The 16,243-nt window shown below is 66.0% G+C and carries 13 protein-coding genes; 2 read left to right on the top strand and 11 right to left on the bottom strand.

The genetic code is table 11. The annotated features are described in order from the left end of the window. Positions 1-164 precede the first annotated feature (164 nt). The 11 genes from LF262_RS14310 to LF262_RS14260 all read right to left on the bottom strand — a co-directional run bounded on the left by LF262_RS14310 (position 165) and on the right by LF262_RS14260 (position 13,910). The gene (locus LF262_RS14310) at positions 165-791 is read right to left on the bottom strand and encodes a nucleotidyltransferase family protein (protein ID WP_235781075.1); all 627 of its coding nucleotides are present in this window, start codon (positions 789-791) and stop codon (positions 165-167) included. Between the two features lie 268 nt (positions 792-1,059). Continuing rightward, positions 1,060-1,755 (bottom strand): UbiX family flavin prenyltransferase, encoded by a 696-nt coding sequence (locus LF262_RS14305; RefSeq protein WP_308190541.1) that lies wholly within the window; start codon positions 1,753-1,755, stop codon positions 1,060-1,062. A 92-nt stretch (positions 1,756-1,847) separates the two neighbouring features. Continuing rightward, positions 1,848-3,296: a UbiD family decarboxylase gene (locus LF262_RS14300; protein WP_235781074.1), complete on the bottom strand. Its 1,449-nt coding sequence runs from the start codon at positions 3,294-3,296 to the stop codon at positions 1,848-1,850. A gap of 129 nt (positions 3,297-3,425) precedes the next feature. Continuing rightward, positions 3,426-4,802, bottom strand: a complete 1,377-nt coding sequence (locus LF262_RS14295) for an aldehyde dehydrogenase family protein (RefSeq protein ID WP_235781073.1) — start codon at positions 4,800-4,802, stop codon at positions 3,426-3,428. After that, complete coding sequence (locus LF262_RS14290; protein WP_235781072.1) at positions 4,802-5,584, bottom strand: SDR family NAD(P)-dependent oxidoreductase; 783 nt, start codon at positions 5,582-5,584, stop codon at positions 4,802-4,804. The genes LF262_RS14295 and LF262_RS14290 overlap by 1 nt, the downstream gene beginning before the upstream one ends. Continuing rightward, entirely contained in the window at positions 5,581-6,939 is a 1,359-nt protein-coding gene (locus tag LF262_RS14285) for an MFS transporter (protein ID WP_235781071.1), read from the bottom strand. The genes LF262_RS14290 and LF262_RS14285 overlap by 4 nt, the downstream gene beginning before the upstream one ends. Before the next feature lie 52 nt (positions 6,940-6,991). Then, entirely contained in the window at positions 6,992-8,245 is a 1,254-nt protein-coding gene (locus LF262_RS14280; protein WP_235781070.1) for a 2Fe-2S iron-sulfur cluster-binding protein, read from the bottom strand. Then, entirely contained in the window at positions 8,242-9,168 is a 927-nt protein-coding gene (locus tag LF262_RS14275) for an FAD binding domain-containing protein (RefSeq protein ID WP_235781069.1), read from the bottom strand. Before LF262_RS14275 ends, LF262_RS14280 begins: the two co-directional genes overlap by 4 nt. An 11-nt stretch (positions 9,169-9,179) precedes the next feature. Then, positions 9,180-9,959, bottom strand: a complete 780-nt coding sequence (locus LF262_RS14270) for an enoyl-CoA hydratase/isomerase family protein (protein ID WP_235781068.1) — start codon at positions 9,957-9,959, stop codon at positions 9,180-9,182. Position 9,960: 1 nt separating this feature from the next. Further along, the gene (locus tag LF262_RS14265; protein ID WP_235781067.1) at positions 9,961-12,366 is read right to left on the bottom strand and encodes a xanthine dehydrogenase family protein molybdopterin-binding subunit; all 2,406 of its coding nucleotides are present in this window, start codon (positions 12,364-12,366) and stop codon (positions 9,961-9,963) included. After that, positions 12,363-13,910 carry a class I adenylate-forming enzyme family protein gene (locus tag LF262_RS14260; RefSeq protein ID WP_235781066.1) on the bottom strand — a complete coding sequence of 516 codons (1,548 nt, stop codon included), beginning with the start codon at positions 13,908-13,910 and terminating at the stop codon, positions 12,363-12,365. Before LF262_RS14260 ends, LF262_RS14265 begins: the two co-directional genes overlap by 4 nt. Positions 13,911-14,019: 109 nt before the next feature. Between LF262_RS14260 and LF262_RS14255 the strand changes: the two genes are divergently transcribed. Together LF262_RS14255 and LF262_RS14250 are read left to right on the top strand one after the other, a co-directional pair. Continuing rightward, positions 14,020-14,604, top strand: a complete 585-nt coding sequence (locus LF262_RS14255) for a PadR family transcriptional regulator (RefSeq protein WP_235781065.1) — start codon at positions 14,020-14,022, stop codon at positions 14,602-14,604. After that, positions 14,601-15,764 carry an XdhC family protein gene (locus LF262_RS14250; protein ID WP_235781064.1) on the top strand — a complete coding sequence of 388 codons (1,164 nt, stop codon included), beginning with the start codon at positions 14,601-14,603 and terminating at the stop codon, positions 15,762-15,764. Before LF262_RS14255 ends, LF262_RS14250 begins: the two co-directional genes overlap by 4 nt. Positions 15,765-16,243 lie beyond the last annotated feature (479 nt).

The following is a 16,243-nucleotide window of genomic DNA, read 5'->3' as shown; positions in this document are numbered from 1 at the left end:
AGGGGCTCCCGAAATCCCGAACCCTTGGGGCGACGCGGGTTCTGCGCTTGCTGGTCGGCCTCCAGGTCTGGATCGGCAGCGCCTTCCCGGTGGCCTTGTCCCGTCAAAAGGACCATTGATCGGACCCTTTGACAGTGACTTTGATCGTCAGGTCGCGGCATTAATTAGTGCGAGTGTGAATCTTGCAGAATTGAGTGGTGGCGTTCGGGCACGTCGATGTCATCCTCACCGCCGAGCCCAGTGCAATCGACCGCCTCGGTGCCGTGTGTGCGCAGGTAGGGGCTGGCGCCGACGTCTCCGGCGAGCTGGCTTCCAAGCGCCGCCCAGTGGTCGCTGCCAATGAGTACGGGGTGGCCGGGGATCCCTCCGTAGACTGCGCGGCGCAGTGAGGAGGGGACGATGGGGTCGTTCGCCAGGCGTGCTAGGGCTTCCGGCGCAAGCCGAGGAAGGTCCACGAGGGTCACGAGAGCGGCGACCGGCCTCGGCTCCGCGCGCAGCTTGCCTAGGGCTTCGAAGCCGCCCCGAAGCGACCCGCCGATGCCCTCGGACCAGTCCGTGACGACAAGCGGCACGACTCGCGTGTCGGCGCTCAAGCGCGTGGCGGAGAGCAGGGCCAGCGCCCGATCAGACTCGGCCCCCAGAACCACCACCACGGGGGAACAGGCCGCGTCTAACATGAGCCGGATCCCGCGCTCGAGCCAGCTGCCGGTCCCGGGGGTTGCAGCCAGCGCCTTCGGCAGGCCATAGCGGCTTCCGGCGCCAGCAGCGAGGAGGATTCCTGCGACAGGCACGTTCACTTGCGCTCCTTCGGGTCGGCACACCTGGGCCGCGAGCAGTTCTTACGATTGGATCGAACTCGATAGTGCAGTGACGGAGTAGTTAGAGCGGACGATGAGGACGTCTAGGTCACACCGCTGGCATCCTCCTTTCGGAACGAGCGGTGGCTGCGAGCAAAAGTGAAATCTTGGCGCCGTGGTGTTGTCAACCACTCCTTGGAGAGCCGGAGTGGCTGTCGTTTCTCCCATCAGTCCCTCTTCCGCAAGCTGGAAAGAGCGGCTTTCACGAATAGCGGCGGTGCGGGCGTTCAGGATGGCTGGGGATGAGGGTCCGACTGCTCGGAAGGGCAGAGGGATCCTCTGTATCGGTGGGACCGGGCGTGGGGCGGCCAGTGTTGATCCCGTCCCATCTCTTCACGATGCCGAGGTCGATGTCGAAAAGGTCCAGAACGCGTCCGACGGTGTGGTCGATGATGTCGGCGACGGTGCTCGGCCGATTGTAGAAGGCAGGTACAGGGGGGGCGATGATGGCCCCGATCTCGCTGAGTTTCGCCATTGTCTGCAGGTGATTCCGGTGGAGTGGGGTTTCCCTGACCATCAGGACGAGCCTTCGCCGTTCCTTGAGTACGACGTCGGCTGCGCGGCCGAGGAGGGAGGACGTCATCCCAGAGGCGATCTCGGACATTGACTTGATGGAGCAGGGGGCGACGATCATTCCCATGGTGCGGAAGGATCCGCTTGCTATCGTCGCGCCCACATCTTGATTCGGGTGCACGACGTCGGCGAGCTTCTCGAGGTCCCCCGGACGGAGGTCGGTCTCCTGCCTCAGGGCTAGGCGTCCGGACTTGGTGATGACGAGGTGTGTCTCGATGGGCGTGTGCTGGAGCTTCTCGAGCAGCCGGACACCGTAGACCGCCCCTGAGGCTCCAGAGATTCCGACGATCAGGCGGGGCGCCCGCTCAGGCAATGTCGTGTTCATTCAGTTCGCCTGGTGCGTGGGCCGCCGTGGGGCTTGGCAAAGGGCGGCATGGTGTGGGCTGGGCGTGCCGGTCGCCCTGGCGCTTGTCGGTTTCATCGGGGTCCTTCTTCGGGTTCGGTTGTTCGTCGGATCCAGTCCTGGGGGGCGGGGGTCACCAGTCGGTCAAGATCGAGTTCTTCTTGCCCGGGGACACGGATGCGGGTGAACTTCATCTCGGGTGCCTCGATGGGCACGGTGGCGTCCAGGCCCATCTTGGCGCTCAGGCCGTCAATGCTGGACGGGTCTAGCTTCGAGCCTTGGGCGCCTCCGACGAGGATCAGGTCCCGATCGGCTTGGAACCGCGTGGCGACCGCCCACTCCACCTGTCCGGGGTCATGCACGTCCACGTCGGTGTCCACCGCGATGACGTGCTTGATGTCGTAGTGGGCTCCGAATGCTGCGAGGATGAGGTTCTTCGCCTCTCCTGCCTTGGGCTTGTCGAGCTGGAGGAAGAGGTGGTACCGGCATGTTCCTCCCTGGGAGAGGTGGAGGTCCTTCAGGCAGGGGAAGCTGCGGCGGAGATGCGATAGGAACGACGCCTCGCGCGGGATCCCGCCGAGCAGGAGGTGCTCCAGTCCGCCTCCGACAATGGTGTGGTATATCGGTGACTTGCGGTGTGTGAGGGCGTCGAGCTGGACGACGTGGCGTTCTGCCCGCTGGCCGTAGTACTGCGGGAATTCACCGAAGGGACCTTCCGGCTCGCGGACCTGGGCTAGCAGCCTGCCTTCGAGCACGAATTCTGCTTCGGCAGGGACGCGTATGTCATTGGTGATGCACTTGACTACGGGGAGGGGCGAACCGCGCAGGGCGCCGGAGACTTCGAGTTCGTCCTGGTCGATCGGGACGATGGCTTGGGACGCCATCAGCGTCAGGGGATCGACTCCGATCACGATGGCGATGTCGAGGTCGGCCCCCAGACGTTCCTGTTCCTGGAAGAACGACAGAGTGTGCCGCGGCAGTAGCAGTGCTCCGAGCCGGTCGGGGCCGCTGACCTGGAGTCGGTGGATCGAGACGTTCTGGACACCGGTATCGGGGCGGCGGGCAATCAGCAGCCCGGCTGTGATGTACGCGCCATGGTCGTATTCGTTGTGGACGGGGATGGGGAGCTGCTCCGTCAGGTTGACTTGGCGGTGGACGATCTGCTGGCAGGGAGCTTCCGATACTTCGGTCCATGGCAGCGGGTTCTGGCATGCTCGTTCGAAGGTGCCGATCAGCTCGCTCTGGGGGACGCCGGTGGCCTCGGCCATCCAGGATCGTTGGGACAGGAGGCCAGAGACGACGGGGACGGGGTGCCCGCTGGGTTGAGGGAAAATTGAGGCACTGGTGCCGTCGAGGCGGTTCGCGATTCCCGCGACGCCGAAGCGCAGCTCGACGTCTGGACTGGCCAGGGCCAGTCGTCCCGTTTTCTGGAGGTGGTCGAGCCAGCCGCGCAGACTCGATCCGACTGGGAGGCGGTTCGAAGGCTCTCTTCTGCTGGCTTCAATGGGCAGCTTTGAACTCATTTTCATCTGCTCCTTCCCGTCCGACCAGGGTCTTGGTGTTTCTTCCCACTGCCGATGGCCGGGGATCTGGTCTCGTGCTTTTTGGACGCTTGATGGTCGTGCGAGGTCTGGGGAATAACGAGATCTCGGTCATAGCGAGAAGTGGATGTGCTTGAGCTCAGTGAACTGTTCGACGCCTTCGACACCGCGGGTACGGCCGAGGCCTGACATTCGGACCCCGCCTGAGGGCATTTCCGCGTAGGAGCGGTTGTAGCCGTTGACCCATACGGTCCCGGCGTTGATCGAACGGGCGAGGCCCAGCCCTCGCGAGAGGTTCCCGGTCCAGACAGCGGCGGCCAGGCCGAAGGGAGTGCCGTTGGCGAGGGCCACGGCCTCGGCCTCGTCGGCGAAGGTCTCGAGTGACAGGACGGGTCCGAAGATGTCTTCCTGAATGACCGGGGAGGCTGGATCTAGGCTGGTGACGAGTGCCGGTGACATGAAGTTGCCGGGCAGGTCCTGCGGGTGCACGGCGTGGCCGCCGACACTGACGCGGCCGGTGCGGCGCGCCAAGTCGACGAATCCCTCCACCTTCTCTGCGGCCGCGGCAGAGATGAGCGGGCCCAGATGGGTTTTCGGGTCACGTGGATCTCCGGGCCGCATCGCTCCGAGGACGGTTCGCAGCACGTGTTCCGCATAGTCCGCCTGGTCTTGGTGGACGAGTACCCGAGTGCATGCCATGCACATCTGACCGCTGGTAGTGATTGAAGCCTGTGCGGCCCGTTCCAATGCTGCGGGAAGGTCTGCGTCGGGAAGGACCATCATGGTGGCCTTGCCGCCGAGTTCGAGCAAGGGCCTGGTCATGGTCTCCGCGGCGTCCCGCATAACGGCCTGTCCGGCGGCTGTCGAACCGGTGATGGCGACTGCGCGCGTGCCGGGGTGGCGGACGAGGGCTGAGCCGACTTCGGCCTCGCCGTTGACCTGGACGAGGACCTCGCGTGGAACTCCTGCCCTGTGCCCCAGCTCGATCAGCCGGGAGGTCACGTTTGCCGTCTGCGTTGCCGGTTTGACGATCGCGGTGACTCCGGCGGCGAATGCGGGTGCCAAGTCGCGCAGGAGCAGCAGGACTGGCCAGTTCCAGGGAGTGATGAAGACGGTGGGGCCGACGGGTTCGCGCACAAGATGGGCTTCGGACCCGTCGGGGAGGCTTCCGGATCGGCCTAGGGGCAGGCGAGCGAGGCCGGCATTGAAACGTAGCGCATCGACGGCGCCGTGGATCTCTGTTTGTGCCTCGGCCGCGGTCTTGCCTGTTTCCTCGATCAGCGCGTTGCGGAAGCCCTCCGATTGGTGTTCGAGAAGGTCCGCCCAGCGCTGCATGGCCGCTGCCCGCCGCGCGTGGTCCCGGGGCCATGCGCTGTCCATTGCCTCCGCGACGGTGCTCACGGCAGCGGTGACGTCAGCATCGCTCGCTCCTTCCAAGGTCGGCAGTGGAGCGAGGGTGGCGGGGTTGACGGGGTGGAAGGCGTTCATCAGGCGAACACGCCTCCTCCGTCAACGATGAGAGTCTGGCCGGTGACGAAGCCTGAGGTCGGCCCGGCCAGCCACATCACTGCACCGACCAGGTCGTCGGGGACCATGGCTCGTGGGATAGCACGTGATATGGCGGCTGTGCGCAGATACTCTTCGCTGTTGAGTTCACGAGTGGCTGCATCGTCTACGAGTCCGGGAGAGACGGAGTTCACGGTCGTTCCGTCAACACCCAGTTCTCGGGCCGCTGAGCGGGTGAGTCCTTCGACGGCGGCTTTGGATGCGACGTAGTGAGCGAACCCCGGCGCCCCGTTCCGGGAGACGACGGAGGCGATATTGACGATGCGACCCTGTCCTGTGACGGCCAGGTGGGGAGCAGCTGCCTTGATGACCTGCCAGGTGCCCACGACGTTCACGCGCAGCACCAGCTCCCAGTCTGCTTCCGCCAGTTCCACCAGCGGTCGTTTTCCTCCCAGGGTGCGGTAGATTGCAGCATTGTTCACCACGCTGTCGAGGTGGCCGAATTCTCCGATCGCGGTGTCGACTGCGCGTCGGACACCCTTCTCGTCAGTGATGTCGCATTCAACGAAGACTGCTCGTCCCGGCCCAGTGTCGCTGGCAGCGGAGGTGAGGGCGCGACCGGCTTCACCGAGCCCCGGCAGGTCGGTGGCGACGACGTTCGCTCCGGCCTGCACTAGTCCGGAGAGGTAGGTTGCCCCGATGTCGCCGCCGACTCCGGTGAGGAGGACGGTGCGGTCCGAGAAGGGGGAGGGATCGGATGTCATTCGCGTCTCCATGTGTTGTCGTGGGTCTTATGGTCGGCCGGGTGCGCCTCGGGAGCGGTGCCAGCGTCTGCTGCCTGGGTGTCGACGGCCCCGAGGGCTTCGAACCCGCCGCGTGTCTCTGGGCTGAGGAAGGCGACGAGGATGAAGACGAGCGTCGAGACCACGAGGAAGATAGCAAGCTGGGTTCCGACGTCCTTCACGGTGGGGCTGAGGAGGTTGACGAAGGTCGGCAGCAGGCCGCCGATCATGAAGCCGGTGTTCCAAGTGATTGCGGTGCCGCGCGAGCGGATGGCTGTGGGGTAGCGCTCGTTCAGGAAGACGAGCACCGGAGCATACGCCGCATTGGCCAGGAAGGCGAGCAGGCAGCTCAGCGCCAGGATCGCCTCTGTCGCCGAGGGACTGGTCCCTGCGATGACCAAGGTGAGGACTGGCAGCGCGATGACGTTGACGCCCCCGATCAGGAGCATGGTCCTGCGTCTGCCGATTCGCTCGCTCAGTTCTCCCGCAGCGGTGGCGGAGATGATCACTATGACGCTTGCAGCGAGCAGGATCAGTCCTCGTGGCCCAGCAGGGACTTGGACGACGGGCCCGAGGAGGGTGGGCAGGAAGCCTGAGGTGAGGTAGTACTGGGCGCCGGCTCCAGCCGCGACACCGATGTTGAGCAGGGTGATGATGCGATACTTGCCGCTGAGCAGGTCCTTGAACCGCATCTTCTGGGTGGGCGCTGCGGCTCCGGATGCTCTAGCCGCAGCCTGTGCCTCGAGCCACATGGGCGATTCCTCCACTTTACGGAGCACGAAAAGGCTCAGGAGCGCACCGATCAGCCCAGTGAAGAACATCACCCGCCACCCCCAGGTGTCGAAGGCCGGTCCGGGGAAGAGTTGGCTAATGACGATGAAGGCAAGGCTGGCGATGGTGGCGCCGATTCCTGCCCCTCCGCCGCCGATGAGTCCGCTCATGAGGCCGCGCCAGCGTGGGGGGACGCTTTCGGTGCCGATGGTGTGGGTCGTCGCGGTGACCCCTCCGACGAAGAGCCCTTGCACGATCCGCAGTACGAGGAAGATGACCGGAGCCGCTGCCCCGATCGTGGAGTAGGTCGGGACTAGGCCCATTGCCGCTGTGGAGAGCCCGACGCCGGCCAGCACGGTCACCATGATCCTCTTCCGGCCGATGCGGTCGGCCAGTTCGCCGAAGAATGCTGCGCCCCCGGGGCGCATCAGGATGCTGACTGCGAAGGAGGCGAAGACCAAGGCGAGGCTGAAGGTCTCGCTGTCGGCGGGGAAGATCTGGTGTCCGATGGGTCCTGCGACGTACAGCAGCAGGAACAGGTCGAACAGGTCGAAGGCCCAGCCCATCACGGCAGCGAAGGCAGCGGGAAGAGGAGAGTGGGAGGGTGGGTTACCGTTCCTACGAGGCATCATGCTGCCCTTCCGTGTGGGGGTCCTCGGGCTGATGACGGATTCCATGGCGACGATGACGGAGCCCGCGTGCCCGGTCTAGGAGGGCGTCCATCAGTATTCGGAGCGCGCTTGGCGCCTTGGGGTTGCTTTCGGGTTCTTGGCCCCGGGCCGCCTGGTCCACAGCGGCTGCGAATTCGCCGAACATGCGGCGGCTGACGTCCGCGGCCAGGGACCGGCCGAAGCCGGCGATGCGCCCGACGAGATAGACGCGGGCTTGGGCCTGCAGCCGTGTTCCGGTCCCGTCGGGGACTGCGAGCAGGCGGATATCGGCCTGGGCTCGGCCGCCGCTGGTGTCCTTGGCTTGGCCGAGGAGATGGATCCGGTCGGCTTGGTGCTCGAGAAGATGGGCAAAGCCGTCGAAGGACAATTTGATGGGTCCGAGGGCGACACGGGCGCGTCCGCGATACCAGTCCTCGCCAAGTTCCTCAGTCAGTTCGGCCCCCGGCAAGCATCGGGCCAGCAGCCGGACATCTTCGAAGACCCTTGCCACGTCCCCAGGCGGTGATTGCAGTTGACTTGTGACCTCCACGGAGATGGTCGGTTCACCGCTTGGGAGCTGGATTCTTTCGGGGACAGCCTGCCTGCCCTCGGAGGGGCCCTGTTCTGTCTCCTCCCGGCCCGGGGCGGTGGAGCCGGCGGCCGCACGCCCGACGAGCGTGCGTTGTCGGCCGCAGTTCTTCGGGCCGGGCAGGCCTCCACGGTGGGCCTCGGCCACGTCTTGCACCGCCTCGACGATGTTGCGGTAGCCCGTGCACCTGCAGATCACCCCCGACAGTTCTGCGGAGAGCTCGTCGGTGGGGACTTCGGGATCGTGGTCGAGGAGGTCGTAGGTGCTCATGAGGAACCCTGGGGTGCAGAAACCGCACTGCAAGGCATGGTGCCGGCCGAAGGCTTCCTGCAGGGGGTGGAGGTCGTCGGGGCGGCCGAGTCCCTCGACCGTCGTTATCTCGGCGCCGTCAACCTGGCAGGCGAACAGCAGGCAGGATCGGCTTGCCTCCCCGTCGATGAGGACTGTGCACATCCCGCAGACGCCGTGCTCGCAGCCGATATGTGTGCCGGTCAGGCCCAGGTTGTCGCGCAACGCATCCGAAAGGGTCATACGGGCCGGGATGTGCAGCGCGACTGGTGTTCCGTTGACGGTGAACTCGACCGGCACCATGTCGCCGGCCTCGATGCGGTCTACGGTTCGGGCAGATCTCATGGTTTCTCCTGGTCGGGTCCGGTGCGGCCTGTCCCGTCTCGTGTGGCCCGGATGTAGGCGCGGGCCAGTTCGCGGCTGCTCAGGGCTGCGATGAGCTGCTGGCGGTAGGCTCGGCTGCCGTGTTCGTCGCCGCCGGTGTCCACGACCTCGGTGGCGAAGTCGTGGGCGCTTGCTGCCAGCAGCGTGCGGATCTGTATTTCGGGGGTGTCAGGCCCTGCTGCGGCAACCGCTTCTGAGAGTCGGGTCGAGTCGTCCCGCACCACGGGGGTGTCGGAGACTCCGAAGCAGGTGATACGGGCCGAGGGACGGGCCGGGTCTTGTGCCTCGACGCGTATCGCGACCCCTGCAAGGGCGAAGTCGCCGTGGCGCCGTCCGATCTCCGCGAACCCGAAACCCTGCTGCTCGGTGGCGTGCGGGAAGCGGACCGACGTGATCAGTTCCTCGGAGCCGGCAGATGTGGTCATTGCTGCTGTGAAGAACCCTTCGGCGGCAACGGTCCGCTCACCGCCTGGGCCTGCGATCGTGATGGCGGCTTCCAGGGAGCACGCCACTGCGGGCAGTTCGGCCGCCGGATCGGCATGGGCGAGGCTGCCGCAGACGGTTCCCCTGCTGCGCAGTTCTCGATGCCCGATCCAGGGCAGGGCCATCCTCAGCAGCGGAACCCGGGAGGTCGCCGGATTCCGCTGCGCCTCCCGCTGGCGGACGGTGGCACCGATCCGCACGCCTGCCGTCTCGTCTTCCAAGACCTGCAGGGCTTCGATGGCATTGATGTCCACAAGCGCTGCCGGACGGGCCAGGCGCATGGCCAGGACGGGCACCAGCGACTGGCCGCCGGCGATGACCTTGGCCCCGTCGCGGGAGAGCTCCTCGAGAGCTTCTGCAGTCGTTCCGGGGCGGACGTACGCGAAGGGTGCTGCTTTCACGATGCCTTCCCTCAACGCCCTTGGAATTTCGGAGTGCGCCTGTCGCCGAACGCCGCGACGCCTTCGGCGAAGTCTTCGCTGGCGCGGAGCATGGAGTAGGCTTTGCGCTCGAGCTCGATGCCTGTGTAAAGGGGCCCGTCGCTGCCCTTGTCCAGGACTTCCTTCGCGGTGCGCATTGCGATGGGGGAGTAGCCGAGCATCTTGTCCACGAGTGCGCCCACTTCGGCCTCAAGTGCCTCTGCATCCGGGGCCAGAACCGCGACCATTCCCCAATCGAGCGCCTGCTGGCCGGTGATGCGTTCGCCCGTGAGGATGTGGTACTTGGCCCTGGACAGGCCGATTAGCCTTGACAGCCGCTGGGTCCCTCCGCTTCCGGGGATCATCCCGAGTTTCATCTCCGGCAGGGCGAAGCGGGCTGCAGCGGTAGCGAGCCGGATGTCTGTGGAGAGCACGAGCTCCAGGCCCACTCCGAAGCAGTAGCCGTCGATTGCGGAGATCACCGGCTTCGGGCTCCGGGCGGGGGCGGTGATGTTGTGGCCTAGGTCTGTGAGGTCGACCGGGTCGACTTCCATGAAGCCGGCGATGTCTCCGCCGGAGGAGAAGTGCTCGCCTTCGGCCCGGATGACGACGAGCCTGATGTCGCGGTCGGCATCGATTTCGGCGAACCTGTCCGCCATGGCTTGGCGGGTCTCCCAAGTGATCACGTTGAAACGCCCATGGCTGAGCGTGAGGTTGGCGACGCGGCCGTCGTGGCTACGCGCGATTCGGATTTCGCCTCCGGTGAGCGGCATCTCAGTTCCCTTTCTCGAGGGCGTTGGCTGCGAGCAGCTTGTGCAGGACATTTGGGTGCAGGGGCAGGGAGTTGATGCTGATCCCGTGCGGGGAGAGCGCGTCGGCTACCGCATTGGCTATCGCGACTGGGAAGCTCATGGAGCTCCCCTCGCCGCATCCCTTCGCTCCCAGGGTGGTCAGCGGCGAGGGAGTCTCAAGGGCTTCGCTGGTCAAGGGGAACGAAGACTCGGCGGTGGTCGGGCACAGATAGTCCATGAAGGTCGTCGCCGTGGGCTGCCCCGAATCCGAGTAAGACATCTCCTCGTAAAGGGCACCGCCGAGGGCCTGGACGAGGGCACCGTGGACCTGGCCTTCGAGGAGGACCTTGTTCAGGATCGTTCCGGAGTCGTGGACGGAGGCGACCGCCTCAAATGAGACCTGGAGTGTGTCCAGGTCGACGCGGCAGGCAACGAGCTCGGCAACGAAGCCGTAGCAGAGGCTGGAGTTGATCTGGTCCGTTCGAGAGGGCGACTTGGACTGGGGCGGGGTGAACGCGGCTTCCTCGTACATCCGCGCCGGGATGCCCTCGGGCAGCGCCCCCGGGTCCCAGTGGATCAACCCTGCGGCATGGTGGAAAGAGACGCTACGGCCCGGTTCGGCCGAGACCCGCACCATGCCCTCGGCCAACTCCAAGTCGTCGGGCGCAGCCTGCAGCAGCACCGAAGCAGCGGCCCGGATCGTCTCGGCCAAGCGGTCTGTCGCCTGGATCAGGGCGCTGGTGAGCAGGGGGGCGAACCTTGAGGAGTAGCTGCCGGTTGTGATCGTCCACGGTGTGGTCGCGGTATCCATTTCCACCCGCGGCCTGACCCGGTCCGGCGGCAGGCCCAACCGGTCTGCGACGATTTGGCGGGCTACTGTCGCATGCCCCTGTCCCTGTGGGACGGTGCCGAGCAACACGGTGACAATGCCCTGCGGGTCGACGCTGACCCGTACGTGTTCGGTCGATCCGGACTTTCCGTGGCCGCGATTGTGGACCGGGGTCGCCAGGCCGACGTATCCGATGTTTGTGGCCGACGGATCGGTGACCGTAGCCACCCCGATTCCGAACAGCTCGCCCCGCTCGCGCGCGGCCTGCTGCTGTTTGCGCAGCTCACCGTATCCCGCGGCGTCCAGCATCATCTGCAGAGCACGCTGGTAGTCTCCTGAATCGTAGATGCCCCCGCTGGGAGTGGCGTAGGGGAACTCGTGGGCGCGGATCAAGTTCGCCCGGCGCACCTCGACTGGGTCGCGGCCGAGGACGCGGGCGATGTCGTCGATCAGCCGTTCGAGTCCGAAGTAGAGCTGCTGGCCGCCGAAGCCCCGGTTGAGCCCGGTCGGTGCCTTGTTCGTCACCACCGCTCTGGCACGGATCTGTACTCGTTCGATCCGGTATGCGCCCGTGATGTTGCCGAAGCAGCGGTACAGGTTTGCGGGCTCGGGCGGGCGGAGGTAGGCGCCGACATTGTCGATCAAGTCCACCTTCAGCGCCGAGATGACGCCGCGGTCGTCCACGGCTGCTTCGAAGGTCATCTCCCGGTCTGAACCAGAGGAGCTGGAGAGGAGGTGTTCCAGCCTGTCCTCGCTCCAGCGCACCGGCCGACCCGCATGCTTGCTGGCAAGGGCCATCAGCACCACGTAGGGGTAGAGCGCGGCCTTGATGCCGAAGCTTCCGCCGATATCAGCCGGAACGATCAGCCGGAGACGGGAGGTGGGGATGTTCAGGGCCCCGGCGGCCACTTGGACCATGGAGAAGGGACCGTGGAAGTTGGCCCACGTCGTGACTTCGGGCCCGTCGGCGGTCTCGGCCCAGTCGGCGATCACGCTGTAGCACTCCATGGGGGTGGAGGAGTAACGCGGGAACGAGTAGCGGCCGAGGACCGTGTGTTGGGCGAGTGCGAATGCATCGTCCACGTCTCCGAAGGTGAAGGACCTGTCGGTGGCTGTGTTGCTCTCGGCTCCCTCGTGCAGACGCGGCGCGTCGGGCCCGAGCGCATCATAGGTGCCCACGACCGCGTCGAGAGGCTCGTAATCGATCTCCACGAGCTCGGCGGCATCCTCGGCGGTGTACCGGTCCGTGGCGACCACGACGGCTACGGGCTCGCCGACGTATCGGGTCTTGTCCGTTCCCGTCGGGTAGTAGGGCATCGGCACTTTGACCGAGAGGGGGAAGGGCTTCAGGCCGCGCAGGACGTCCTCCGGGCCGATCACGGCGGCGACTCCGGGATGGCGGCGGGCGCGCTCGAGGTCGGCGCCGAGGATGCGGGCGTGGGGGTGGGGGCTCCGGACGATCGCCGCGACCAGGGTGCCGGGCAGCGGGTCCAGATCGTCGAGGAATCGTCCCTGGCCGGTGAGCAGCTTGGGGTCCTCGATGCGGGCGAGATCGGTCATCGGGTGCTCCTGCGGGAGGTGGTATTTTCTTCGTCGCTGTCTGCGAGCATCTGGTAGTCGCCCCCGACGAGTCGGCGGCGGAGAATCTTGCCGACAGCGGAAGTTGGGATGGCATCGACCGCGACATATCGTTTCGGCCGCTTCAGCGGCGCAAGGCCCGACTCCTGCCTGACCCAGGACTGGACCAGGGCGAGCGCCTCACGTGGGGCGTTCCGGTCGGCCGGGACGAAGAAGGCGGTCACCGCCGAGCCCCACTTCTCGTGCGGCGTCCCGGCGACAATGACCTGGTCGAGGTAAGGGCAGCCGGCAAGGGCGCTTTCGATGTCCTCCGGGAAGAGATTCTCGCCTCCGGAATTGATCATGTCGTCCACCCGGCCCGAGACCCATAGGTCGCCGTCATCATCCTCCACCGCCAGATCTCCCGGGAAGTACCAGCCGTCTCGGATGGACTTGGCGTCGGCGTCCGGCCTGTTCCAATAGCCGGCGAAAGCTTCGGGACTGGCCATGCTGACGGCAATCTGTCCCTGCTCGCCTGGGACAACGAGCGCGTCCGGATCGGCCCCGGGCGTAGGGTCCACGAGACGGACCCTGGAGAAGATACCCGCTCGTCCGGCGCAACCGGGCTTGCGCGCACCATCAGGGCCAATGGTGAAGGTGTAGATCTCAGTGCTGCCGAAGTGGTTGATGAAGCGCTCCGGCCTGACGGACTCCACGAGCTGCCCTGCGAGGGTGGGGCTCATGGGGGCCCCCGCGTAAGCCAGCCGCCGCACGCTCCGGGCCTGGTCCAGCCTGCCGGTCTGAAGCAGGGACCAGTAGATGGTGGGCACTAGGTAGAGAGAGTCGACGCCGTGGTCGATGATCAGGCCGATTGATTCCTCGGCGTCGAACTTGGCTTGGGGAACCCAGGTTCCGCCGCATACGATGCTCGCCAGGAGCGACCTCATCCCCATCGTATGGAACAACGGCATCACCCCGAGGCTCACCGCCCCCGGAGGCTGTCCCGTCTGCAGCAGGTGTGCCACGGCGGCCGAGTGCTCGGCCCGGTGGGTCCGCGGAACCCCTTTCGGCTTGCCGGTTGTCCCAGAGGTGTAGAGCATGAGGCTGTAGTCGGATCCGGCAGGAGCGTCGGGCAACCGCTTCGGGTCGGCATGCCGAAGCTCATCGATGCCGATGACGGGTGGGGGCCCCGGAAGCGAGGCGCACGCCTGCTCGACCAGCTCCGATGTCGCGTCGTCAGCGATGATTAGCGCCGGGGAACAGTCCGCCACGCAATAGGCCATCTCGACGGCCGAGAACCGCGTCGACAAGGGCACAGACGTCAGGCCGGCCTTCTGCGCAGCCAGATGCAGCGATGCCAGCGGCTCCCCCCCGCTCAGCATGAGCACGACCCGATCGCCGGGAACGCAACCCAGAGCGATCAGCGACGAGGCTAGGCCATCGGTCCTGACGTCCCACTCGGAATAGGTCAGTGGCCGGGCACCTCCCACGGCGCACCTGCGGGGATAGCGTTCTGCAGCCCATCTCAGAGTGGTGGCGATGTCCACGCTCTTCTCCTGATCCACGTTGATCACTTGGCCGAAAATCCGCTACAGTCTAAATCAGACGGTCTGCTTCGGATGGATGGGACGTTACGGCATGCTGCATACTGCGTCAATGGTGAAGCTGAGCCCGACCTCTTACGTCGTCCTAGGAATGATCGCAATGCGCGGACCAAGCACGTCCTATGACCTGAAGCGCGCGATCAGCCACTCGGTTGGCTATTTCTGGCCTTTCCCCCACGCCCAGCTGTATTCCGAGCCCAAGTCATTGGTGGCGGCCGGGCTTCTTGCCGTCACTATCGAGCAGGACGGCCGGCGCCGCCAGACCTACACGATCACGGAAGCGGGCCGCCGGGAGGTCCAACGCTGGCTCGCTCAGCCGACCCGAGAGCAGATGCAGGTCAGAGACATCGCCGAGCTCAAGCTCTTTTTCAGCGAGTTGGCCCAGCCTGCTGACCTACTGCTGCTGGCCAAGGACCAAGTGGTCCAGCACCGGGAGCGCATCCGCGTGTACGAGGACATGGAGGACCGGTTTGGAGACCGTGCCGATGTCGCCGCCAGAATGATCCCGCTGCGCCTCGGGCTCGAGCTCGAGCGTGCCGCCTTGCTGTTCTGGCAGGATTTCGAGGCCGAGCAGTCGGCCGCCTCCTCCGGCGGGAGCGCAGGCGAAGGCAGCAGGACGGGGAGGAAGGGCCGATGAGGGAGGTCATCGAGCAGTGCGACTCCTGGTTCAGGCAGGGGGAGCCGTTCGCACTGGCGACGGTGGTCAGGACCTGGCAGTCCTCCCCGCGCCCCGCGGGAGCGGCGATGGCCGTGTCGGCGACGGGAGAGGTGGTAGGGAGCGTTTCAGGCGGGTGTGTCGAAGGCGCGGTGTACGAGCTGGCCCGCCAGGTCCTCGACACCGGCGAGCCGGCGACGGAAACCTACGGGGTGCAGGACGACAGCGCTTTCGCGGTGGGCCTGACCTGCGGGGGCACCATCGAGGTATTCGTCGAGCTCATCGACCCTCGGACGTTCCCCGAATTCCCCAGGCTCGCATCAGCAATAAAGGCGCGTGAACCGGTTAGCACGGCGACTGTCGTCGGCTGCGATGCAAGGGCAGGGCGCCATCTGGTCGTGAACGGCCGATCCGCCCTGGGGTCCCTCGGGCCCGAGCGCCTCAACGCCGCCGTGTCGGTCCAAGCGCGGGGATTCCTGAAGTCCGGCCGAACAGGGGCGATCCGTCTGGGACGCGACGGTGAGAGCCGGAACGAGGACCTCACCGTCTTTGTCGCCTCGTTCGCCCCCCCTCCCCGGATGCTCGTCTTCGGGGCCATCGACTTCGCCGGTGCGATGGTCCGCATCGGCAAGTTCCTCGGGTATGACGTGACCCTCTGCGACGCGCGCCCCGTGTTCGCGACCTCGAGCCGCTTCCCCGAAGCCGATGAGGTAATTGTCGCTTGGCCCCACGAATACCTCTCCAGCACCCCTGTCGACGCCCGCACCGCGATCTGCGTGTTGACCCATGATCCGAAGTTCGACATCCCACTGCTCCGGACAGCTCTTCGAACCGAGGCCGCATACATCGGCGCCATGGGAAGCAGACGGACCCATGAAGACCGAATGGCCCGGCTGCGCGAATTGGGCACGAGCGAGACCGACCTGCGCCGGCTCTCATCACCCATCGGCCTCGACCTGGGGGCCTGCACCCCGGAGGAGACCGCCGTCTCTATCGCTGCCGAGATCATCGCCTGCACCTGGGGCGGCACCGGTCAGCGGCTGAGTAGTCTCTCCGCGCCCATCCACAGACGCCGAGGCGGAGACTCTCCCGTACCAAGGCCCGCCGTCCCAGCAGGTCATCTGATGAGAAGTGAGCCTTGATTCGGGCCAAGAGACGGGCCTGGATCATTGGTTAGCCAAGAAGACGCCACCACGTGTTGGCCAAGCCGCTGAGGCTGTTGGCCACTGGTAGAAGGTGCGGCGTGGAGCATGGTGAACAGGATCATGCAGCCGGTTCCTGCAAGGGAGAAGACAGTCTGCCCGTGCCTTTGCCCTGAATGTGCGCGCTCCGCGGAGGTGTGGTTCAGGGATGCGGCGGCGGAGATGGAGAAGGCACGTCTGATCGGCGTACGCCGTACTTTCTCGTTCGGCTCGTCCTCCGTGTACCCGTTTCCGCGGCGTCGTCCCACTTGCGGTCCCGCTCGGCCGGCGAGAAGTCCTGAAAGCTCGGCGCTGCGACGTTCATGGCTCCCCTCCGTCGACGGATCCCGCTCGCTGCAGTTCTCAGGGCCGCTCGGGGAACGACCGCAATCGGGGGAGGCCCTCCGCAGCCGCGGCGTGGCCTACTCCGTGGCCAGCTG

The sequence above is a fragment of the Sinomonas notoginsengisoli genome (assembly GCF_021554725.1).
In the GTDB taxonomy this organism is placed as follows: domain Bacteria; phylum Actinomycetota; class Actinomycetes; order Actinomycetales; family Micrococcaceae; genus Sinomonas; species Sinomonas notoginsengisoli.
Note: the sequence above shows the minus strand (reverse complement) of the source record. Positions and strands in the feature narration are given on the sequence as shown.

Excerpts from the sequence above, each read along its gene's own strand:
- LF262_RS14250 (WP_235781064.1), top strand. The coding sequence starts at position 14,601 with ATGAGGGAGGTCATCGAGCAGTGCGACTCCTGGTTCAGGCAGGGGGAG.
- LF262_RS14290 (WP_235781072.1), bottom strand. The coding sequence starts at position 5,584 with ATGACATCCGATCCCTCCCCCTTCTCGGACCGCACCGTCCTCCTCACC.
- LF262_RS14270 (WP_235781068.1), bottom strand. The coding sequence starts at position 9,959 with ATGCCGCTCACCGGAGGCGAAATCCGAATCGCGCGTAGCCACGACGGC.
- LF262_RS14255 (WP_235781065.1), top strand. The coding sequence starts at position 14,020 with ATGGTGAAGCTGAGCCCGACCTCTTACGTCGTCCTAGGAATGATCGCA.
- LF262_RS14280 (WP_235781070.1), bottom strand. The coding sequence starts at position 8,245 with ATGAGATCTGCCCGAACCGTAGACCGCATCGAGGCCGGCGACATGGTG.
- LF262_RS14295 (WP_235781073.1), bottom strand. The coding sequence starts at position 4,802 with ATGAACGCCTTCCACCCCGTCAACCCCGCCACCCTCGCTCCACTGCCG.
- LF262_RS14300 (WP_235781074.1), bottom strand. The coding sequence starts at position 3,296 with ATGAGTTCAAAGCTGCCCATTGAAGCCAGCAGAAGAGAGCCTTCGAAC.
- LF262_RS14265 (WP_235781067.1), bottom strand. The coding sequence starts at position 12,366 with ATGACCGATCTCGCCCGCATCGAGGACCCCAAGCTGCTCACCGGCCAG.
- LF262_RS14305 (WP_308190541.1), bottom strand. The coding sequence starts at position 1,755 with ATGAACACGACATTGCCTGAGCGGGCGCCCCGCCTGATCGTCGGAATC.
- LF262_RS14285 (WP_235781071.1), bottom strand. The coding sequence starts at position 6,939 with ATGGGCTGGGCCTTCGACCTGTTCGACCTGTTCCTGCTGCTGTACGTC.